Origin of the sequence: Rhodomicrobium udaipurense JA643 (assembly GCF_000636015.1) — a bacterium.
GTDB lineage: Bacteria > Pseudomonadota > Alphaproteobacteria > Rhizobiales > Rhodomicrobiaceae > Rhodomicrobium > Rhodomicrobium udaipurense.
Genome location: NZ_JFZJ01000010.1, coordinates 19,259 through 40,663, shown reverse-complemented (window position 1 = coordinate 40,663; position 21,405 = coordinate 19,259). Strand labels below are relative to the sequence as shown.

The 21,405-nt window shown below is 62.9% G+C and carries 17 protein-coding genes and 1 tRNA gene; 11 read left to right on the top strand and 7 right to left on the bottom strand.

The features are described 5' to 3' along the window. Nucleotides 1–31: 31 nt before the first annotated feature. Nucleotides 32–1,000: a 2-hydroxyacid dehydrogenase gene (locus tag T281_RS03110; protein WP_155955049.1), complete on the bottom strand. Its 969-nt coding sequence runs from the start codon at nucleotides 998–1,000 to the stop codon at nucleotides 32–34. Nucleotides 1,001–1,256: 256 nt separating this feature from the next. On the opposite strand from T281_RS03110, the gene T281_RS03105 reads away from it, so the two are divergent. From T281_RS03105 to T281_RS03090, 4 genes are all read left to right on the top strand, one after another. Continuing rightward, on the top strand, nucleotides 1,257–2,396 hold the full coding sequence (locus T281_RS03105; RefSeq protein ID WP_037233990.1) for an NADH:flavin oxidoreductase/NADH oxidase: 1,140 nt from the start codon (nucleotides 1,257–1,259) through the stop codon (nucleotides 2,394–2,396). Between the two features lie 258 nt (nucleotides 2,397–2,654). Beyond that, nucleotides 2,655–3,557, top strand: coding sequence for a tetratricopeptide repeat protein (locus tag T281_RS03100; RefSeq protein WP_162173100.1), 903 nt, complete (start codon nucleotides 2,655–2,657; stop codon nucleotides 3,555–3,557). 26 nt (nucleotides 3,558–3,583) lie between these two features. After that, nucleotides 3,584–5,143 carry an ABC transporter substrate-binding protein gene (locus tag T281_RS03095; RefSeq protein WP_081796557.1) on the top strand — a complete coding sequence of 520 codons (1,560 nt, stop codon included), beginning with the start codon at nucleotides 3,584–3,586 and terminating at the stop codon, nucleotides 5,141–5,143. A 167-nt stretch (nucleotides 5,144–5,310) separates the two neighbouring features. After that, complete coding sequence (locus T281_RS03090; protein WP_081796556.1) at nucleotides 5,311–7,380, top strand: M3 family metallopeptidase; 2,070 nt, start codon at nucleotides 5,311–5,313, stop codon at nucleotides 7,378–7,380. Nucleotides 7,381–7,683: 303 nt separating this feature from the next. Here the strand turns inward: T281_RS03090 and T281_RS03085 are convergent. From T281_RS03085 to mnmA, 3 genes are all read right to left on the bottom strand, one after another. After that, nucleotides 7,684–7,760: transfer RNA gene (locus T281_RS03085), tRNA-Met, on the bottom strand. Between the two features lie 87 nt (nucleotides 7,761–7,847). After that, entirely contained in the window at nucleotides 7,848–8,498 is a 651-nt protein-coding gene (locus tag T281_RS03080; protein ID WP_052036963.1) for a class I SAM-dependent methyltransferase, read from the bottom strand. After that, nucleotides 8,495–9,682, bottom strand: coding sequence for a tRNA 2-thiouridine(34) synthase MnmA (gene mnmA / locus T281_RS03075; RefSeq protein ID WP_155955048.1), 1,188 nt, complete (start codon nucleotides 9,680–9,682; stop codon nucleotides 8,495–8,497). Before mnmA ends, T281_RS03080 begins: the two co-directional genes overlap by 4 nt. Nucleotides 9,683–9,971: 289 nt before the next feature. Between mnmA and T281_RS03070 the strand changes: the two genes are divergently transcribed. Beyond that, a complete protein-coding gene (locus T281_RS03070; RefSeq protein WP_037233981.1) occupies nucleotides 9,972–13,478 on the top strand; it encodes a PAS domain-containing hybrid sensor histidine kinase/response regulator in 3,507 nt (1,168 codons plus the stop codon). Between the two features lie 65 nt (nucleotides 13,479–13,543). Here the strand turns inward: T281_RS03070 and T281_RS19710 are convergent, their stop codons facing one another. Then, nucleotides 13,544–13,678 (bottom strand): hypothetical protein, encoded by a 135-nt coding sequence (locus T281_RS19710; protein WP_276324614.1) that lies wholly within the window; start codon nucleotides 13,676–13,678, stop codon nucleotides 13,544–13,546. Between T281_RS19710 and T281_RS03065 the strand changes: the two genes are divergently transcribed. The 4 genes from T281_RS03065 (at nucleotide 13,677) to T281_RS17365 (ending at nucleotide 16,644) form a co-directional block, all read left to right on the top strand. Further along, nucleotides 13,677–15,170: a L,D-transpeptidase gene (locus tag T281_RS03065; RefSeq protein WP_052036962.1), complete on the top strand. Its 1,494-nt coding sequence runs from the start codon at nucleotides 13,677–13,679 to the stop codon at nucleotides 15,168–15,170. The two genes, T281_RS19710 and T281_RS03065, sit on opposite strands and share 2 nt — an antisense overlap. A gap of 19 nt (nucleotides 15,171–15,189) precedes the next feature. Further along, the gene (locus T281_RS03060) at nucleotides 15,190–15,543 is read left to right on the top strand and encodes a cupin domain-containing protein (RefSeq protein ID WP_037233978.1); all 354 of its coding nucleotides are present in this window, start codon (nucleotides 15,190–15,192) and stop codon (nucleotides 15,541–15,543) included. A 210-nt stretch (nucleotides 15,544–15,753) separates the two neighbouring features. Continuing rightward, nucleotides 15,754–16,077, top strand: a complete 324-nt coding sequence (locus T281_RS17370; protein WP_013420180.1) for a DUF4389 domain-containing protein — start codon at nucleotides 15,754–15,756, stop codon at nucleotides 16,075–16,077. Between the two features lie 288 nt (nucleotides 16,078–16,365). After that, complete coding sequence (locus tag T281_RS17365) at nucleotides 16,366–16,644, top strand: hypothetical protein (protein WP_155955046.1); 279 nt, start codon at nucleotides 16,366–16,368, stop codon at nucleotides 16,642–16,644. On the opposite strand, the gene T281_RS03045 is transcribed toward T281_RS17365, so the two are convergent. After that, on the bottom strand, nucleotides 16,623–17,258 hold the full coding sequence (locus tag T281_RS03045) for a hypothetical protein (RefSeq protein WP_155955044.1): 636 nt from the start codon (nucleotides 17,256–17,258) through the stop codon (nucleotides 16,623–16,625). The genes T281_RS17365 and T281_RS03045 overlap by 22 nt on opposite strands. Nucleotides 17,259–17,391: 133 nt before the next feature. On the opposite strand from T281_RS03045, the gene T281_RS03040 reads away from it, so the two are divergent. Continuing rightward, nucleotides 17,392–19,416, top strand: a complete 2,025-nt coding sequence (locus T281_RS03040) for an acetyl-CoA carboxylase biotin carboxylase subunit (protein ID WP_037233973.1) — start codon at nucleotides 17,392–17,394, stop codon at nucleotides 19,414–19,416. 190 nt (nucleotides 19,417–19,606) lie between these two features. On the opposite strand, the gene T281_RS03035 is transcribed toward T281_RS03040, so the two are convergent. Beyond that, on the bottom strand, nucleotides 19,607–19,960 hold the full coding sequence (locus tag T281_RS03035) for a DUF5335 domain-containing protein (protein ID WP_037233970.1): 354 nt from the start codon (nucleotides 19,958–19,960) through the stop codon (nucleotides 19,607–19,609). Between the two features lie 196 nt (nucleotides 19,961–20,156). Between T281_RS03035 and T281_RS03030 the strand changes: the two genes are divergently transcribed. After that, a complete protein-coding gene (locus T281_RS03030) occupies nucleotides 20,157–21,398 on the top strand; it encodes an SAM-dependent methyltransferase (RefSeq protein ID WP_037233964.1) in 1,242 nt (413 codons plus the stop codon). Nucleotides 21,399–21,405: the final 7 nt, after the last annotated feature.

Sequence of the window (21,405 nt, the reverse complement as noted above, 5' to 3'; positions counted from 1 at the left end):
TTCCGCCCGGAAAGCGCGGCAAAACAGGACTCTAGACGAGCGCGGTAGGCGGTTCGCGCCCCGCGAGAACGGCGTCGATGTTGTCGAGAGCGTCGCGGCCCATCTCGTCGCGCGCCTCGATGACGGATGTGCCCATGTGCGGCAGGAGGAACGCGTTTTCCAGGTCGTAATAGCCGGGGTGGATGTTCGGCTCGTTCGTGTAGACGTCGAGGCCGATATGCGCGATGTGGCCGGACTTCACCGCCGCGATGAGGTCGGCGTCCACCACGAGGTCGCCGCGTGCGATGTTTGTGACGATGGCGCCCGGCTTGAGCTTCGCGAGTGCGGCGGCATCGATCGAGCCGCGCGTTTCGGGCGTGGACGGCGCGGCGATGCAGAGGATGTCGGTCACTGCGAGCAGGCTGTCGAGCGTCGCATGGTAGGTCGCGCCGCGCGCGTCCGCCGCGTCGAGCGGCCGCCGGTTGAAATAATGAATGTCCATATCGAAGCCGCGCGCGCGTTTGGCGATGGCCTGCCCGATCTTGCCCATGCCGTAGATGCCGAGGCGCTTGCCGTCGAGCCTGCGCCCGATGAGCTGCATCGGTTGCCAGCCGTGCCACGCCTTGGCGCGGAGCAGCCGCTCGCCCTCGCTCGCGCGCCTGGCCGCGCCGAGGATCAGGAGGAAGCCGATTTCCGCCGTCGCGACCGTCACCGCGTCGGGCGTGTAGGCGACGCGGATGCCGCGCGCCTTCGCGGCCTGAAGGTCGATATGCTCATGGCCGACGGAATAGGTGGCGATGACCTTCACAGAGCGGTCGAGCTTGGCGATCACGTCCGCGCTGAAACGGTCCGCCAGCGTGACGAGCAGCGCGTCCTTGCCTGCCGCGCGCGCGATGAGTTCGTCCGGCGTGAACGGCACGTCAGCCTCGTTCAGGTCGAGGTCGTAGTCGCGCCGCGCCCGCTCGATGGTGGCGGGGCTCAGCACGCGCGTCATGAGGAGTTTGGGTTTGGTCACGCTCATTCCTTCGAAGCGATGCGCTTATGGTCGATCAAACGATATCGCTTTTCGCTTTGAATCGCGCGACCGCCGCCGATTGGCAAGGCGAATTTGTATTTGCAACAGCGTTACACGTGGGGCGCACCTCAAGCACAGCTGATAGCCTTCGCCAACCCGTGACCGCGAGCATGGCTGTTTTTTTGCCCGCCACTAGTTCACAAATCTCGAACAATGCCCACATCTGCCCTGAAAGCATTGTCGTGCGAGAAAGGATCGCATCATGACGGATCACAGCACTCAGCGTTCTGGGCAGGCCGACACGCGGCAGGATTACGGCGTGCCGGAAGTCGACCTCCTGACGCCGCTCACACTTCGCGGCGTGACGTTCCGCAACCGCATCGCCGTTTCGCCCATGTGCCAATATTCGGCGAAGGACGGCTTTGCGAATGATTGGCACCTCGTCCATCTCGGCAGCCGTGCGAGCGGCGGCGCGGGCCTCGTGATCGCGGAGGCAACGGCGGTCACGCCCGAGGGGCGCATCTCGCCTTACGATCTCGGCCTCTGGTCGGACGATCACATGGAGCCGCTCGCCCGCATCGCGCGCTTCATTGAAAGTCAGGGCGCGGTGCCGGGCATCCAGATCGCGCATGCGGGCCGCAAGGCGAGCACGGACGCGCCTTGGAACGGCGGCAGGGCGCTTCCGCCCGAGCAAGGCGGCTGGCGGCCTGTGGCGCCGAGCGCCGTGCCGTTCAGCCCCGAAAGCCCGACGCCAACCGCGCTCTCCGAAGACGGCATCGCCCACGTGATCGCCGCATTCGAGGAGGCCACGCGGCGCGCGCTGAAGGCGGGCTTCAAGGTCATCGAAATTCACGGCGCGCACGGCTATCTGCTGCACGAATTCCTGTCGCCGCTGTCGAACCACCGCACCGACCAATGGGGCGGCAGCTTCGAGAACCGCGCGCGACTAACCCTCACCGTGGCGGAACGGCTGCGCGCCATCTTGCCGGACGACCTGCCGCTGTTCGTGCGCATCTCCGCGACCGACTGGGTGCCGGGTGGCTGGGACGACACGCAATCGGTCGAACTGGCGAAGCACCTGAAGCGCATCGGCGTGGACCTGATCGACGTGTCGTCAGGAGCCCTCACGCCCACCGCGCAGATCCCGGTGGCGAAGGGCTATCAGGTGCCGTTCGCGCGACGCATCCGCGAGGAAGCAGGCATCCGCACCGGCGCGGTCGGCCTCATCACAGACCCGCAACAGGCGAACGACATCATCACTGGCGGCGACGCCAATCTCGTGCTGATCGCCCGCGAGTTCCTGCGCGATCCGTATTTCGCGCTGCGCGCCGAACGCGAACTGAACGGCGGAGACAAGAGTTGGCCGTTGCAATACGGCTACGCGGTGAAGCGCCGCTCGTAAAATCATGGCCCGGGCTGTTTGAAGAAGCCGCCCGGGCCGTGGAGTCTTGATTGAGATTTCCGTCGCGGAACATCACCAGCTTCAAATTTTACCAATTCGAAGACCGGCTTAGACTGAAGTCGAGAGTGCGCAATTCACTTAAAAATGTTTCTTACCGGATCGCCGGAGCCAGTTGTTGGCTTTGATCGCGCGCCGGAGCTTGGTGATTTGTCTGGACAGTCACGCGTACATGCTTGGTTGATCGGCTTGGCAGTGGCGATGCCGCTTTCCGCATCGGCTGCGGGAACGGCCATTGACTGTTTGCAGGACGAGGATTCCAGGCTCGCCATCTCGGCCTGCACCGCATTGATCGAGGCAAAGGCACCCACGCCAACGGCCTTTTCCGCGCGAGGCGATGCCTATCGTGCGACGGGCGACTTCACCCGCGCGATAGCCGATTACACGAAGGCGCTGGAATTCGAGCCGCGCGATGCCGAGGTGCTCTACAAGCGCGGCCTCGCCCTCACCCGACAGGGCCTTCTCGGCCGCGCGGCGGACGATCTTACAAAGACCATCGAAATCGACCGGAAGCTCGACGGGGCTTACTTCGCGCGCGGCGAAGTCTTCCGGGCACAAGGAAACCTCTCTCGCGCGCTGAGCGATTACGATGCGGCGCTCGCCGTCAATCCACGCGCGACCTGGGTCCATCTTGCGCGCGGCGCGGTTTATCGCGGGAGCGGGGACCGCCTGCGCGCCATTGCCGAGTTTTCGACGGCGATCAAGATCAATCCGGAGAGCGCGGACGCCTATTTCGAGCGCGCAAACGTCCTTCGCGACATGGCGTTATTCAACAGCGCCATCACCGATTACTCCCGCTTCATCGAGTTGAGACCGAAAGACGCCGACGCCTACAACAATCGCGCCTGGGCCTATTACAGCATGGGCGATGCAGCGCGCGCGCTGGACGATGCAAACAAGGCTCTGACAATCCGGCCATTCGATCCGGATCTGCTCGATACGCGCGGTCACGTTCTGGAATTTATCGGTCGGCGCGATGAAGCCGCCGCTGACTATCGGAGCGCCCTGCGGCTCAATCCGGGCCTTCAGGGAAGCAGGGACGGCTTGAAACGTTTGGGCGATGTCGCATCCGGGGGCCAAAACGCGGATCTCAGACGTAATTAAAGACAGGGTACTTGGGGGGAACTTGAATGAATGTACGAATTTCCAAGGGGTTACTGGGCGCGTTTATCCTCGCATCTGCGTTCCAGCCGGCTTGGTCCGCGCCTCGCGATGACAAGGGCGGCGTGCTCCGCACTTTGGCAACGCGTGTCGGTTATGTTCTCGGAACGGCGGCGAGTTGCTCGAACATCGCCCAGTCGCGCGTGAAGGCGGTCGCCGACAAGTTCGTCGACGTCGTCAGGACATCGGCCGCGAGCGAGCCGGAAAGCGCGGCGATCCTCGCCTCCTTCAAGACGAGCCTGGCCGAGGGCACAAAGGATCTGGCCGACAAGAAAACCGACTGCACGGCCGCCAATCGCGACCTCGCGAACCTTGAAAGTGCTTCGACACCACAAGCGAATGCAGCGCCGGTGGCGGTCCCCTTTCCGCCCTCCGTTGGCGTCTTCGCCGCTCAGACGGTCGCCGTGGTTCGCGGCGTATCGGACAACGAAATCCGGTTCGGCGCGTCGCTTCCCTTCACCGGTCCCAACAAGGATTACGGCTATCAGATCCGGGTTGGGATCGAGACGGCCTTCAAGAAGGTCAACGATGAAGGCGGCGTTCACGGTCGCACGCTGCGCCTCATCGCCGCCGATGACGGCTATGAGCCCGCTCGCACCGCGGAAACAATGAAGCAGCTTTACGAGAACGAACAGGTTTTCGGCTTCATCGGCAATTTCGGAACGGCAACGGCCGCGGTGGCTGCGCCTTACGCGCTTGAGCGCAAGGCGCTGTTCTATGCGGGCTACTCGGGCGCAAGCGTGCTTCGGCGCGACCCGCCAGACCGCTATGTCTTCAATTACCGCGCCAGCTACGCCGAGGAAACGGAAACCGTCGTCCGCTATCTTGTGAAGGTGAAGCGGCTCAAGCCCGATCAGATCGCCGTTTTCATGCAGCAGGACGGCTTCGGCGAGGCTGGCTACGCTGGTGTGACGAAGGCGATGCGCGCGCTTCGCGGCGGTGACGGCGGATCAATCCTCAAGATGACGTACCCCCGCAATTCGCTCGATGTGGAGCCCGCGATCAATCTCCTGAAGACCGCCAAAACGCCGATCAAGGCGGTCGTGATGGTGGCGACCTATCGCGCGGCCGCGAAATTCATCGAGAAAAGCCGCGAGGCCGTGCCGGGGCTGATCTACACCAATATTTCGGCTGTCGGTCCGATCGCCTTGCGCGATGAGCTGATGCTTCTGGGGCCGAAATTTGCTTCCGGCGTCATCGTCACCGAGGTGGTGCCCGCCGTGGAGGGCTATTCGTCGCTTATTCTCGAATACAAATCCGCGCTTTCGAAATACTTCAAAGGCGAATCCCCCGATTACGTCTCGCTTGAATATTATGTGGCGGCGCAAATCATGATCGAAGCCCTTCGTCGCGCGGGGCCTCAACTCGACTCCGAGAAGCTTGTCGAGGCGTTTGAAAACATGCGCGACTTCGATCTGGGACTTGGGTCGCCGGTTTCGTTCAGCCGAAGCGATCATCAAGGATCGCACAAGGTCTGGGGCACGGTCCTTGGCGAAACCGGCAAATACGAACCTTTCGATATGGAATAACCTCGGACGCGGCCGCTAGCAAACTTCAGGCGGCCGCATCGCATCCGTGGCGGCGATGCCTGCGGTTTCGGCTCGCGCATACACCTCGCGCCTTGTCCAAGGGGCCGTCAAAGACCAAATTCGGCTCGTGGCATCGACAGATGCATTTGAGCCGAAAAGGATCTCGCGTGACTTCATCGAACATTCTCCTTCAGGACTGGGACACTCCTTTCGGCCTGCCGCCCTTTCAAGCGATCCGCGACGAAGATTTCATACCCGCCTTCGAGGACGCGATGCGAACACACCGCGCGGAAATCGAGACCGTAGCGAATGACGGGAACGAGCCGACCTTCGCGAATACCGTGGAGGCTCTGGAACGCGCCGGGCGCGCGCTGACCAAGGTGGCGAATGTCTTCTTCAACCTGTCAGCGGCCGATACGAATGACACGCGGCAGGCGATCGAGCGCAACATCGGCCCGAAGCTCGCCAAGCACTCCATGGCGATTTACACCGACCCGAAGCTTTTCGGGCGCATCGACGCGCTGGCGAAAAAGGCCGACACGCTCGGCCTCGACGGCGAGCAACGCCGCCTTCTGGAGCGCTATCACAAGCGTTTCATTCGGGCGGGCGCGAAGCTCGACGCGGCGGGCAAGGCGCGTCTGACCGAAATCAACACCCGGCTTTCCGAACTCCACACGGCCTTTTCGCAGAACGTGCTTGCTGCGGAGAAGGCTTTCCAACTCGTGCTCGACGGTGAAGCAGACCTCGCGGGCCTACCGGATTTCGTGCGTGAGGGCGCGGCGATGGCGGCGGAGGAACGCGGCCTTCCCGGCAAGCATGTCATCACGCTCTCGCGGGCGAACGTCGAGCCATTCCTCGAATTTTCCACGCGCCGCGACCTGCGCGAAAAGGCCTACCGCGCTTACATCGCGCGTGGTGACGGCGGCGACGGCGCACCGGACAACACGCCGCTGATCCGCGAAATCCTTGCGCTCCGTGCCGAACTCGCAAGGCTGCTCGGCTTTTCCACCTACGCCGCCTATCAGATCGACGATGCGATGGCCAAGACGCCCGCCACCGCGCGCGGCCTGCTCGAAAAGGTGTGGGCCGGTGCGAAACGACGCGCCGACGCGGAGGCGGCTGCGCTCGCGGCGCTCGCCCAGGCGGAGGGACATAACGAGCCGCTCGCCGCGTGGGACTGGCACCACTACGCCGAGAAGCAGCGCAAGGCCGAGTTCGACATCGACGGCGCGGCGCTGAAGCCTTATTTCGAGCTGGATGCGATGATCGCGGCTGCGTTCGAGACGGCGCACCGGTTATTCGGCCTCAGCTTCGAGGAGCGGCGGGACGTGCCGGTGTATCACCCCGACGTGCGCGCCTGGACTGTGAAGGGTCGCGACGGCAAGCCGCTCGCGCTGTTCGTCGGCGATTATTTCGCGCGGCCGTCGAAGCGCAGCGGCGCGTGGATGAGCGACTTCCGCGAGCAGTCCCGCATCGATGGCGAGGTGCTGCCGATCATCGTCAACGTGCTGAACTTCAGCAAGGGCGGCGACGGCAAGCCTTCGCTCCTCAGCCTCGACGACGTGCGCACGCTGTTCCACGAGTTCGGCCACGGCCTGCACGGCATGTTGTCGAACGTCACCTACCCCGGCCTTTCCGGCACGAGCGTCGACCGCGACTTTGTGGAACTGCCGTCGCAGCTTTACGAGAACTGGGCGCTTCAGCCGGAAATCCTCAATCGCTTCGCGCGCCACGTCGAGACGGCCGAGCCGCTGCCGCAAGCCATCGTGGACAAGCTGCACGCGGCTCGGAAATTCAACCAGGGCTTCGCCACGGCGGAATATGCCGCATCGGCGCTGTACGATCTCGCGATCCACGAGGCCGATGACGCGGACAACATCGACCCGGCCGCATTCGAGACCGAGCTTCGCGTGAGCCTTGGCGTGCCGGATGCCATCGGGCTCCGCCACCGGCCGACGCACTTCCAGCACATTTTCGCGGGCGGCGGCTATGCGGCGGGCTATTACACCTATCTCTGGGCGGAGGTGATGGAAGCCGACGCTTTCAACGCTTTCGAGGAAGCGGGCAGCGTATTTGATCCGCAGGTGGCCGAGCGCCTGCACCGCTTCGTTTATTCGAGCGGCGGGACGCTAAAGCCCGACGAAGCGTATCGCGCCTTTCGCGGACGCGATCCCGAAGTCGGGCCGCTGCTGGAGAAGCGTGGCCTTGCCGAGGGCGAGAGCGCGACCGTCGATTAAAGCACATTCCTTCAATGTCCGGGGAAAGCGGCTGCCTTCTTTTTGACCGCATTCGCAAGCGCGAATAAATTGCCCCGGCTCAGAGGATTGGTGTGCGATGGAAACCGAGATGCGTCGCAACTGGCGCGGGTATGGTCGCAGCGAAAGATCGCAGCAATGAATGGATCATGGGCCGGAACGGCTGGCCGCCTCTTTGGTCTTGGTCCTTTGCCTTAAGCGTCGGGCTGTTCGCCCCGTTAAGCGTGGGTAGAATGTGGGTAGATTCCGAGCCGCGTCTAAATTGGCAGCGAAAACAATGCTAAGTGGTAGCGGAGGAGGGACTCGAACCCCCGACACGCGGATTATGATTCCGCTGCTCTAACCAACTGAGCTACTCCGCCAATACGGCCATTGCCAACGCATCACTGCGCCGCGTCGAACCTGTATAAGGAGACACGCTCGCGCCGTCAATATTCCGAACGCCCGCGCTATCCGACTTTCTTCAGCCTGAGAAGGGTGAAGACCCCGAGCGGCGCCGCGTCGGTGGCGTCGACGAGTTCGAAGCCCGGCGCTTCGGTCACGTTCTGAATCGGGAAGATCGGATGCCAGCCGAGGCTGCGCGAATATTTCGCAAGCCACTTCTCCACCCCGGCTCGCGCACCCTTCTCGCGGCTGAAGTGGTTGACGATGATGGCGGTTCCGCCGGGCTTCAGGACGCGCCGCAGTTCGGCCATCACGGCGGCGGGTTCCGGCACAACGGTCATCACATACATGACGGCGGCGGCGTCGAAGCTTTCGTCGGCGAAGGACAGGCGGCTCGCGTCCATCACCAGCAGCGTCTTGCGGCGAAGGCCGAGCCGGTTCACGCGCTGCGCCGCTTTCGACAGCATTTCCGGCGACAGGTCGATGCCGGTCACGTCGAGATCGGTGCGATAGCGCGGCAGCGAGAGCCCTGTTCCCACGCCCACTTCGAGAATGCGCCCGTTTTCCTCGTTTAGCTTGTCCACCGCGAGCCGGCGTCCCGGCCCCGCGATCATGCCGAAGCTGTAATCGTAGATGGGCGCCCACCAGCGATAGGCTTCACGCACCGCATTGTCGTCAAGCGACGGCTGATTGACCGTCTTCGTTTCCGTGCTCACGCCGCAACCCTTTCGATAAATCCGCCGCCCAGCACACGGGCCGCGCCACCCGCGCGGTCATAAAACACACAAGCCTGACCGGCCGCGACGCCAAATTCGCCGCCTGCCAGGTCCACCCCGACGCCGCCACGCTCCGCGAAAAGGCGTGCCTCGCGAGGGGGCTGCGTCGAGCGCACCTTCACGAACAGCGACCGCCCACCGGCCACCGCCTCATCCAGCGAGCCGCCGCCGATCCAGTTCACGTCGCGCAGGGAAAGACGCGCGGTCCGCAGCATCTCGCGCGGGCCCACGATCACACGTCTTGCCGATGGCTCGATCCGAATCACGAACAGCGGTTCTCCCGTTGCAATGCCGAGGCCCTTGCGTTGGCCCACAGTAAAATTGATAATGCCAGGGTGCTGGCCCAGCACACGCCCGTCCGCATGGACGATGTCGCCCGGCTCGCCGCTTTCCGGCCTGAGCTTCCGGATGATCGACGCGTAGTCGCCGGAGGGCACGAAGCAGATATCCTGACTATCGGGCTTCGATGCAACAGGCAAATGGAGGGCTGCGGCCATCTCTCGCGTCTCGGTCTTCGTCATGCCGCCGAGCGGAAATCGAAGGAAGTCGAGCTGCGCCTGTGTGGTGGCGAAGAGAAAGTAGCTCTGATCGCGGTCCGGATCGGCCGCCTGATGCATCTCTATGCCGCGTGGCCCCGGCACGCTCCGCACATAATGGCCCGTGACGAGCGCCGATGCGCCAAGCTCACGCGCCGCGCCAAGGAGATCGCGAAACTTGACCGTCTGGTTGCAGCGCACGCAGGGAACGGGCGTCTCGCCCGCGAGATAGCTGTCGGCGAAATCGTCGATCACGGACTGGCGGAAACGATCCTCGTAGTCGAGGACGTAATGCGGAACGCCGAGTCTGTCCGCGACGCCGCGCGCGTCCATGATGTCTTGCCCGGCGCAGCACGCGCCCTTTCGGGCCATCGCCTCGCCGTGGTCGTAAAGCTGGAGCGTGATGCCGACGGTATCGTAGCCGGCGCGTTTCACGAGCGCGGCCGTCAGCGACGAGTCCACGCCGCCCGACATGGCCACGACGATGCGATGGCTCGACGGCGATCCCGTGAGCCCGAGCGCGGCGGGAGAAATGTCCGGGTCGCGTCCCGCGAGCGGCGCGGGCGCGTCGGCGATGGATGTCGGCATGTCGGAGCTTTTTGGTTCTCGTTACGAAGCAACATATAAGGTAGAGGCGACGCCTCGCCAAATGCCCCGATGCAATCTGTCGCTGGCGACCGGCGCGTCTCCTCACCGAAACCACCGATGCGGGCGCAAATCAAAAGCGCCGCCGCCATGCATTGCGCAATTATCGCTCTCGGACGTGGCGAGCGACGCAGCGCTGTTGCTTAACCTTGGTCCGGCGTTCTACATTGATATTCCAGTTCCGCATGGCTGACACGCGTCAGCTTTAATCCAGCTTGAGCACGAGAGAAAAATGATCGACGGCTGGGTCATCATAGGGTGTTCGTTCTTCTACATCGGAGCGCTCTTTGCAATCGCCTGGTACGGAGACCGCGCCGGCAAGAAATACCGCACCCTGTACGGTCGTCCCTATGTCTACGCGCTCGCCCTCGCGGTCTACTGCACGTCGTGGACGTTCTTCGGCAGTATCGGGTCCGCCTCCGAGAAAGGCTTCGACTTCATCGCGGTCTATCTCGGGCCGATCATCGCCTTCACAGCGGCAATGCCGCTGTTGCGACGGCTTATCGTGCTTTCGAAATCGCAGAACATCACCTCGATCGCCGACTTCATCGCCGCGCGATACGGCAAGAACCCCGCCGTTGCCGCTGTCGTGACAATCGTCGCGGTGGTGGGAATGCTCCCTTACATCGCGCTGCAACTGAAGGCGATCTCGCAAGCCATCGCGGTGCTTCTCGCCAATTCATCATCGACCGCCGCCGGGCTGCCTTCCGCCCCCTCGCCGAACACCGATTTAGCGGTCGCGCTCGTGCTCGCGGCGTTCGCGATCCTGTTCGGGGCGCGCGACAGCGACGCAACCGAGCATCAGCGCGGCCTGATGCTCGCCGTGGCCGTGGAATCGGTGGTCAAGCTCGCGGCCTTCCTCGCGGTCGGCATGTTCGTCGTCTACGGCATGTTCGACGGCATAGGCCCGCTCGTAACCAAGGCCATGGCCGATCCGCACATCAGCCAGATCTTCAGCACCGGCCTTCATGGCGGAACGCTGCTCACCGTGACATGGCTCAGCTTCGTCTGCATTTTCCTGTTGCCGCGCCAATTCCATGTGACGGTCGTCGAGAACGTCTCCGACGAAGAGCTGAAGCGCGCATCGTGGCTGTTCCCGCTCTATCTCGTGGCGATCAACCTCTTCGTCGTGCCGGTGGCGATGGCGGGAACGCTCATCTTTCAGGGTCAGAACGTCCCGCACGACATGTACTTGCTCGCGTTGCCGCTGAGCGCCGGGAGCGAGTTCTTCACGTTCATCGCGTTTCTCGGCGGCCTGTCGGCAGCGACCGCGATGGTGGTGGTGGAAACGGTCGCGCTGTCAGTGATGGTCTGCAACGACCTCCTGATGCCGCTGATCCTCAAGCGCCGCGCCAACGTGGTGCAGAACCGGCGCGACATGAGCGGCGTGCTGCTCGACATTCGCCGCATGGCGATGCTGGCGGTCATCCTGCTCGCCTATCTGCTCTACGATCACATCGGCAAGGCGTCGCTCGCGGAAATCGGGCTGTTGTCCTTCTCCGCCATCGCGCAGTTCTCGCCCGCATTCTTCCTCGGGCTGGTATGGCGCAGGGCGACGGCGCGCGGCGCGGTCGCGGGCATCCTCGCGGGTTTCGCGGTGTGGGCCTACACGCTGCTTCTGCCGAAGCTCATCGGTTCGTCGGTGGAAGGCGCGGCCTTCCTGAAGGACGGCCCCTTCGGCATCGCGTTTTTGCGCCCCGAAATGCTGTTCTACATGAACTTCGACCAGCTGACGCATGGCGTCGTCTGGAGCCTCGCGGTCAACCTCTTCGCCTTCGTAACCGTCTCGCTGCTGCGACCGCTCGAACCCATCGAGCGCCTTCAGACCAACGTCTTTATCGAAGACCCGAACCCGCAGCCCTCCAGCGGCCCCGCGTTCAAACCATGGCGCACGACGGTATCCTTCGAGGAACTCATCGGCACGGTATCGCGCTATCTCGGCGAGGAGCGAACGCAGCGCTCCTTTTCGGACTATATGGAGAGCCGGGGTATCGACAGGACCGGTCATCCTCAGGGCGACGTTCACGCGCTGCGCTTCACCGAGAACCTGCTCGCGAGCGCCATCGGCGCGCCGTCCTCGCGGCTTGTCATGTCGCTGATGCTGAGGCGTCTCAATGTCGGGCGCGAATCGGCGCTCCGGCTCCTCGACGAGGCGTCCGAGGCGGTCCAGTACAACCGCGACCTTTTGCAATTGGCGCTCGATCACGTGCGTCAGGGCATCGCCGTGTTCGACAAGAACATGCAACTCATCTGCTGGAACCGGCAATTTCGCGAGATCCTCATCCTGCCGCAGCAATTCGGCCGCGTCGGCGCGCCGCTCGACGAAATCCTGCGCTACATGGCCCAGCGCGTGCACCAGAACCCGACGGCGGCCGAGGAACTCGTCACGGATCGTATCGCGAAGTATCAGCTTACCATGGAGAGCTTCCACGAGCGCTCCATCGAAGGGCGCGTGCTCCAGGTGCGAACCAATGCTATGCCGCAGGGCGGCATCGTGGTGACCTACACCGACATTACCGAGCGCGAAACCGCCGCCGAAGCGCTGGCGCGGGCGAACGAGACGCTCGAAAGGCGTGTCGAAGCGCGTACGCAGGAACTCGCCATCGCCAAGGCCAAGGCGGACGAGGCGAACCTCTCGAAGACGCGCTTCCTTGCGGCGGCGAGCCACGACGTGCTCCAGCCGTTGAACGCCGCGCGGCTCTACGCTGCGAGCCTGATCGAACGGTCGCCGCCTGCCGAACTCGGCCGCCTTGCCCGCAACATCGATGCCTCGCTCGACGGCGTGGAAGAAATTCTGAACGCGTTGCTCGACATTTCGCGGCTCGACTCCGGCGCGATGAAGCCCGAGTTTACCGTCTTCCCGATCAAGGATCTGCTCGAACAGATCCGCATCGACTTCGAGCCGATCGCGAAGGCACGCGGCATCTCGTTCAAGATCCTCGATTCCGGCGCGCTCGTTCGCTCGGACCGAAAACTCTTGCGGCGCATCCTGCAGAACCTCATCTCGAACGCGCTGAAATATAACCGCGAGAAGGGCCGCGCCGTGCTTGGCTGCCGCCGTCATGGCCGCGATCTCGTCATTGAGGTGCACGACAGCGGCCCCGGCATCCCGGAGCACCAGCGCGACCTCATCTTCAAGGAATTCCAGCGGCTCGATCATCACATCCACGCGCCGGGCCTCGGTCTCGGCCTGTCCATCGTCGAGCGCATGTGCCGCGTGCTCGGTCATGAACTCGCGCTACGCTCGAAGCTCGAACACGGCTCGACGTTCACTGTCAACGTACCGCTGGCGCGCTGGGTCGACATGGAGCAGCCGCGCGTCTTCCCCGCCCGCCCTGCATCCTATGGCGACCTGCGCGGCACGATCGTTCTCTGCATCGACAACGAACGCAGCATCATAGACGGCATGAGCACGCTGCTTTCGGGCTGGCAATGCCAGGTCATGACGGCGCTCAACGCGGAAGACGCGATCAGCCAGCTTCAGAAAGCGATGATCGTGCCGCATATCGTCGTGTCGGACTACCACCTCGACCGGGGCGACGGCTGCGCGGCGATCAAGAATATCTGCGCCGCCTGCGAGACGGAGTTGCCCGGCATCATCGTCACGGCGGACGGTTCCTACGAGGTGCGGCGCATCGTGAGCGAAGCGAATTATGCCTTCCTGCAGAAGCCCGTGAAACCGGCGGCGCTGCGCGCGCTCATAACGTCGATGGTGATGCAGCGCCACGCGGCGGAGTAGGCGGCTTGCCCTGTTGCGCGCCTAATATTCGCTTCTGCTTTGCGCGGCACAATTTCACGCTATAGTTACGGCACAGCCTGCATACTACGCTCCCCGGCAACCTCACGAATGTTCAACGTCATGCGTCCATTTGATTTTCCGAGCCCGCGCCGCATTTTTGCATCCGTTCCAAACTCCGCATCCGCCTTGGCAGCTTTCATGGTCGCGCTCATCGGCTTCGGACTGGTGGCGCAACCGGCTGACGCGCGCCGCCGCTATTATCAGTCCGAACGCGAGGAACCGCAGGCGGCTGAAGACGCGCAGAGCCGCGCGCCGGTCGGGCCACTCTACGGCGTAGTTTCGCTCGCCGATCAGCACGTGACGTTTTACGACGCGAAAGGCGTCTGGGCGCGAAGCCGGGTGTCCACGGGGCAGCAGGGCTACGCAACGCCCGCCGGTGTGTTCTCGATCCTCGAAAAGAACCGTTATCACCGCTCCAACATCTATAGCGGCGCGCCGATGCCGTTCATGCAGCGGCTCACCTGGACGGGCGTCGCTCTGCATCTGGGCGTCGTGCCGAACTACCCGGCGAGCCATGGTTGCGTGCGGTTGCCCGGGGCCTTCGCGCAGCGGCTTTTCGGCGTGACAGACTTGGGCCAGCGCATCGTCATCGCGCCGCAGGATGTCCCCCCGGTGGACATCGCCCATGCGAAGCTTCCGGCACCGAAGCTCCTGGCGCTACCGGACAAGGGCGATGACAAGACCACGGCGAGAGACACCGCGCCCGGCGTCGAGCCTGTCGCCCTTTCCGCCGCAAAGGCCGACGAGCCGAAGCCGGAACTCGTTGCGCCGGGCGAATATGCGGAGGCGCTCAAGGCCGCCGCCGTTCAGAAGGGCCGAGCCGCCGCGCAGGCAAAAAAGGCCGCCGCGGCTCTAGCCGGCAAAAAGCAGGCGGAGCTTCGGCAGGCCGACAGGGATGTCGCGGTGGCCGAGGCCGAGGTGAAGCGCGTGAGCCGTGAGCTTGAGGCCGCCACCCGTGCCGCCGAGAAGGTGGACGCAGACGAGGCAACGTCGAAGGCCGTCGATCTGCGCGTGAACGCGGTCGAGGCAAGGCTTGCGGATGCCGAAACGAAGGCGGGCGCGGCACGCGACGTGCGCACAGCGGTCGAGCGCGAATTGCTCTTGGCGCAGGAGGCCATCCGCGCGGCGGCTGCCGAAGGCGACGAGGCCGTTCGGATGGCGAAAGACGCAGCGTCGCGCGCCACCCCGATCTCGATCCTCATCAGTCGCAAGACGAGCCGCCTTTATGTGCGGCAGGGCACAACCCCGCTGTTCGACGTGCCGGTGACGATCAAGGACGCGGATCGCCCGCTCGGCACGCATCTTTTCATCGCGACACGCACCGGCGAGAACAAGGCATCGCTGAATTGGGTCGGCATCACACCGCCTGCCGCCGTCGAGGTGAAATATCGCAGGCATTCGAGCCGTCGCGGCCGCACGGTCGAGCCGCTTGAGCCGGAGCAGGCTGCGAAGCCGTTCCCCGAAACCGCCGCCGCCGCGCTCGACCGTATCGAGATCCCGGAGGACGTGGAGGATCGCATCGGTGAACGGCTCTATGTCGGCTCGACGCTCATTCTCTCGGATGTCGCTTCGAACGATGGCAAGTTCCCGATGGACTTCCAGATCCTCGCGCGCACCGTCGTGAGGGATTAGCGTCGATCCGGAGTGCGCGATGTCGAACACCGGCAACATATTCGCCAACCTGCCCGTCATGGAGTGTGCGGATGAGGACATCGCCGCGCTTCTGGACGTGCCGGGGCTTCGCGTCGAGCGCATCGTTTCCACCGGGCAGGCGAGCCCACCGGGCTTCTGGTACGACCAGCCGCGTGCCGAATGGGTGTTGCTGTTGTCGGGTGCCGCGCGGCTGCGGTTCGATGGCGAGGATGAGGCGCGCGCGCTCAAGCCCGGCGATTATGTTTTCATCCCGGCTCGGCGACGCCACCGCGTGGATTGGACGTCGCCCGACGCGCCAACGGTGTGGCTCGCGCTGCATTTCGATGGCGGCCGCGAATCAAATTGCGATTGAGCGCTTCGCCAAGGCGCCGCTCGAAGCTTGACGGATCTTGGGCGAAACTCGCGCCAAGCGTGCGCCATCGCATCGCTCAACCGAAAAATACCCTCAGCGCGACCCTAGCGCTGTGGAGAACCCGTGGCGAAATGCCACATGTCGCCCCAACGGCGCAATGCCGCTCACTTCGCATGATAAGCGGGGAGTGCGAAGGGATGGAGGATAATCATGATGAGTGAAGCAGCGAATCTCTCGGCCATAGAGGCCGACAAGACCAAGTCTGATGCCGCGCAGGAGCCAAGGAACTGGCCTCGCGCGGGTCTATCACTTTTCTTTCTTGTTCTGTTCAGTATCGGTCAGAGCCTGTTTTTTGCGTTGGCTCTCGTGCAGATGGTCTGGTTTCTCGTCCAGCGGGCTCCGAACCCGTTCCTGTCTCGGTTCGGACCAAGCTTAGGTCAGTGGCTGGGTGACGCATCGCGGTTCATCTACCATGACACGGAGGAGAAGCCTTTCCCGTTCAAGGCCTGGCCGGCTATCAACACTGACGCGTAAGCTTTGAAGAAGGCTGGTGTCCGTCCGCAGCTAAGTCGACACGGTGGACACCTCCTTGGAATAAGCGGGACAACCTCCTCCCTTCGCAATCGAGGACTTGCCCCGCGCCCCTCCCCTCGAAGCCGCCTTCTGCGGCCGCCTTTGAACAAATCTCCGTGCTCGTGCATTGCCTCCCCATGCGGTCGGTATCCGGCCGTGGCATGGTGGGTGGCGCAGCGCGCACGCGCAGCGGATCAACCGATCGGGCGTTCGATCGATTGGGTCCGGCACAAGGGCATCGAGGCCGAAATGAAGCTTCTCTTGAAACGCGCTTCGGCGGGCTGGAACGACCTCCCGCAACTTATCCGCTTTCTCGGGCTGAACGCGGGGATCGGCATCCTTGCGGGCTGGCTTCTGCTCGTGCTCATCCTCGTGACCGATGTGAACGGTGTCGGCACCCTTATCGCGACGTCGGAAACGCCGCTCGTGCCCATCGGCATGCTGATGGCGGGCTTCGCGATCACCTTCGGCAGCGCGGCGGCGGGCGCGGCCGTGATGATGATGGCTCACGACAGGGATGATGGCTGAGAAGTTTCTTCGCGCGCCGCGAGAGCGTTCGGCGAGGGATGCGAAAGCTGCATTATCAGCGTGAACACGTCGCGTGCGCCTGTGATCCAAATGAAGTTTGGCACTCCAGCATCCGGCCAGAACAAGGGTTCCCTTGCCCATCCCGTTTGCGGAACGCCGAAGATGATAGAACCGGATCCGTTGCTGCCATAAGTGTCGAGCCTCGGTGCCGGCAGGTTAGCGATATCGAGTGAAGTGCAGGAGTTTTCCCCGCGCAGGATCAGCACACGCCGGTCCGTTACGGCATAGGTGAGACGGGACCGCCGCCAGATGTCGTAGACGAAGCGCCCGATCAGAAGCCAAAAGCCGACTGCGAGAAAAAGGAGCGCCATGAGCGTAGGAAGGAGGGCCGCATGTTTGTTGAGCCCGTTTGAGATGCCGCTCCAGGCTCCCATGGTCCAGACAATACTGAATGGAATGATAAACGCGTCGGCCCGGTAGAACATCAGGCCCTGACGAGGGCGACCGGACCACATCACCTTCTCTTCAGGCAGCAATTTGGCCTTCAAGGTTGTAGATTCAGGCATCGAAGCGAGTTCCTGACGATTAGGTCTTTCCAGCGCAATCCCGGACATACCTGATCCGCATGCGTGGTATATGGCAGCACTGGACCATTAGCACCATTGATGCGCGGCCCTATGACGGCTAGAACAGGCACAAACAAGACAATAACCAAACTGCCGCTGCCTGCCGCATAGGATGCCCGCAATGTTCAAGAAGATTCTCATCGCAAACCGGGGCGAGATTGCCTGCCGGGTGATCAAGACCGCGCGCCGTATGGGCATCAAGACGGTCGCCGTCTATTCCGAGGCGGACCGAAACGCCGTTCACGTGGAGATGGCCGACGAGGCCGTGCTCATCGGTCCGGCTCCCGCCGCTCAGTCGTACCTCATCGCCGAGAAGATCATCGAGGCCGCGAAAAAGACGGGCGCGGAAGCAATCCACCCCGGCTATGGCTTCCTGTCGGAAAACGCGGGCTTTGCCGAGGCGCTCAAAAAGGAAGGCATCGCCTTCATCGGCCCGAACATAGAAGCCATCAAGGCGATGGGCGACAAGATCGAGTCGAAGAAGGCGGCAGCGGAAGCGCGCGTCTCGACCGTTCCCGGCTATCTCGGCGTCATCGAAAGCCCCGAACAGGCGATCACCATAGCGAACGACATCGGCTATCCGGTGATGATCAAGGCGAGCGCGGGCGGCGGCGGCAAGGGCATGCGCATCGCGCGTTCGGCCGATGAAGTGCGCGAGGGCTTCCTCACCTCCACGGCGGAAGCGAAGTCGAGCTTTGGCGACGACCGCGTGTTCATCGAGAAGTTCGTCGAGAACCCGCGCCACATCGAAATTCAGGTGCTGGGCGACAAGCACGGCAACGTGGTCTACGTGTTCGAGCGCGAATGCTCGATCCAGCGCCGCAACCAGAAGGTCATCGAAGAAGCACCGAGCCCGTTCCTTGACGAAGCCACCCGCAAGGCGATGGGCGAGCAGGCGGTTGCGCTGTCGAAGGCCGTGAACTACGAGAGCGCGGGCACCGTCGAGTTCATCGTCGACCCGGAAAAGAACTTCTACTTCCTCGAAATGAACACCCGCCTTCAGGTGGAGCATCCGGTCACCGAGATGATCACCGGCCTCGACCTCGTGGAATTGATGATCCGCGTGGCCTATGGCGAGAAGCTGCCGTTCAAGCAGGAAGACCTCAAGATCAACGGCTGGGCCGTGGAAAGCCGCGTCTACGCCGAAGACCCGTTCCGCAAGTTCCTGCCGTCCATCGGCCGCCTTGTGAAATATCGCCCGCCGGTCGAAGGGCCGCGCCTGAACGGCACCATCGTGCGCAACGATACCGGCACGGAAGAGGGCGGCGAAATCTCGATGTTCTACGATCCGATGATCGCGAAGCTGGTAACCTGGGGGCCGACGCGCGAAGCCGCGATCGACGCGCAGGCCGCCGCGCTCGACGCGTTCTACATCGACGGCATCGAGCACAACATCCCGTTCCTTTCGGCGCTGATGCAGCATCCGCGCTGGCGCGAGGGCAATCTCTCCACCGGCTTCATCGCGGAAGAATACCCTGACGGCTTCAAGCACCGCGAGCCGGAGGGCGAGGAACGCGAGGTGCTTGTCGCCGTCGCCGCCTGGATCGATCACATCAACAACATCAGGCGCCGGCACATCTCCGGGCAGCTCCCGCATGCGGTCGGCTTGCGGCTCGGCGCGGCGCGTATCGTCCAGTTCGGCAAAGTCGAGCAGCCAGTCGTGTTGGCGGGCGACTACAAGAGCGGCACGACAGTCACTTTCACGGATGCCGAGGGCAATCCTCAGAAGACGGTCGCGTTCGAGACGCATTGGTGGTTCGGCAAGCCCGTCTGGCATGGCAAGGTTGACGGCAAGGAAGTCTCCGTGCAGGTGCGCGTCATTCCGAACGGTTTCGACCTCTCCTATAATGGCGTGCGTACCAAGGCTTACGTCTACACGAACCGCGAAGCCGAACTTACCGCGCTCATGCCCGAGAAGAAGGTTGCCGACACTTCGAAGAAGCTTCTCTGCCCGATGCCCGGCCTTGTGATCTCCATCTCAGTTGAAGAGGGCCAGGAAGTGAAGGAAGGCGAACAACTCGCCATCGTCGAGGCCATGAAGATGCAGAACGTGCTGAAGGCCGAGCGAGACGTCACCGTGACGAAGCTCCGCGCGAAGCCGGGCGACAGCCTCGCGGTCGACGCTGTCATCATGGAATTTGCTTGATCGGAGCCGGTTCCCGGCGCAGGACTACGAAAAGCCGCTCATCGGAGCGGCTTTTTTTATGTTCGGTGCAGTGCGTTTGCGAACATCCTCAGTTTTGCTTTGAATTGAAGCTGAACGATTGATCGGCGCGAAAGCAATCATGCCCCGAGTAACTCCGAGCGCAGCGCATGCCGTTTCGGCTCTCCCGGCCTTACTGATCGCCCGGCAGCAGTAGATCGGGCAGGTTCATGCGCGGCTTGAAGCTGATCGAGTTCACGGCCTTGTCCTCGCCGAGAATTTCGAGCGAAACCAGTTCCGCACCCTCAACCGCTACCAGAAGATCCGTCGGCTTGTGGATGCGATGCTCGATGGAGCCTGCGTCGATGGCAATATCGTCGTGCTTCGGGTCGTAGCTCACCCCGCGGAAATCGACGTCCTGAACCTGAATTTGAGCGCCGATATCCGCGCGGTCAACTTCGATCGTAACTTTGTAAGCGCCGTCCGAACGGGAGATGTGATCGAGAAGAGGCTGCCAGTCGCGCTTTTCCAACTTGAGGTTTTGCATGTCAAGACCCGTTTTCTGACCGAATTCTTAATCGTCACACGCAGTTGTTACAATCGCCTTGATGCGGCGCAAAGTAATATAACAATCGGCGGGAACATTGTCTTTCGCCGATTTTTTCAAGCGTGAGTTAAACTGGCTCACGCGTTGCACCGCGGCAATAAAATTGGACGCGTGGCCGAATTGCGAGTTTTTAGCGATGGTCCACGAGATTACTCATCAGGTTGAAGATCGGCGGACGGCTTCGTCCTGGCCGCTCTGGCGGGTTCTTGCAACCGTAGTGCGCGAGGGGCATCTTCGCGCGCGGGATTGCCGCGGCGAAGTCCGCGTTTTCGGCGACCGGGAAGGAAAGCCGCTCGCCGTGCGCTTTGTGACCGGCAAGGTGCAGAGGGCGTTCCTCGCCGATCCGCAGCTCGGCTTCGCGGAAGGCTGGATGGATGGCGACATTGAGATCGAATCAGGGACGCTCTACGAACTTCTGGCGCTGTTCGCGAAGAACCTGACGCGCAAGGACTTCCCGCTCTGGATGCGAGCGGGGGACAAGTATCGTCGCCTGACACGATTTGCGCGGCAATGGAATGACACCATCAGCGCGAGGCGTAACGTCAAACGGCATTACGATCTGCCGGGCGCGCTCTACGAGCTGTTTCTCGACAAGGACCGCCAATATTCCTGCGCCTATTTCGAGAAAGGCGACGAACCCCTCGACGAAGCACAAATCGCGAAGAAGCGGCATATCGCGAAGAAGCTCTGCCTCGCGCCGCGCCAGCGCGTGCTCGACATCGGCTGCGGCTGGGGCGGTCTCGCGCTGCATCTGGCCCGCGAGAGGGGCGCGCGCGTGGTTGGCGTCACGCTGAGCGAGGAACAGGAAGCCTACGCGAAGAAAAGGATCGAGGCGGGCGAGGCAGGCGCGGGGGCAGTCGATGTCCGCCTCACAGACTATCGCAGCATCGATGAGAAATTCGACCGCATCGTTTCGGTCGGCATGTTCGAGCATGTCGGCGTGCCGAACTACAGGGCATTCTTCCGCAAGGTGGAAGACTGCCTCGAAGACGACGGCGTGGCGCTGCTGCACACCATCGGGCGGCTGTCCGGCCCGGGGCATACGAACGCTTTCATCGCGAAGTATATCTTCCCCGGCGGCTACATCCCGTCGCTGAGCGAGATCGTGCCATCCGTCGAGAAATCGGGGCTGCTCATCACCGATGTCGAGGTGTTGCGACTGCACTACGCCGACACGCTTGCGATCTGGCGACAGAACTTCGAGCGGAACCGGAGCAAGGCCTCGGCGATGCTGTCGGAACGGTTCTGCCGGATGTGGGAGTATTATCTCGCAGGCTGCGAAGTGAGCTTCCGCTATTACGATCTGTGCGTCTTCCAGATCCAGCTTGCGAAGAGGATCGAAACGGTACCGAGAACTCGCGCCTATCTCTGCCCTTGACGTGGGC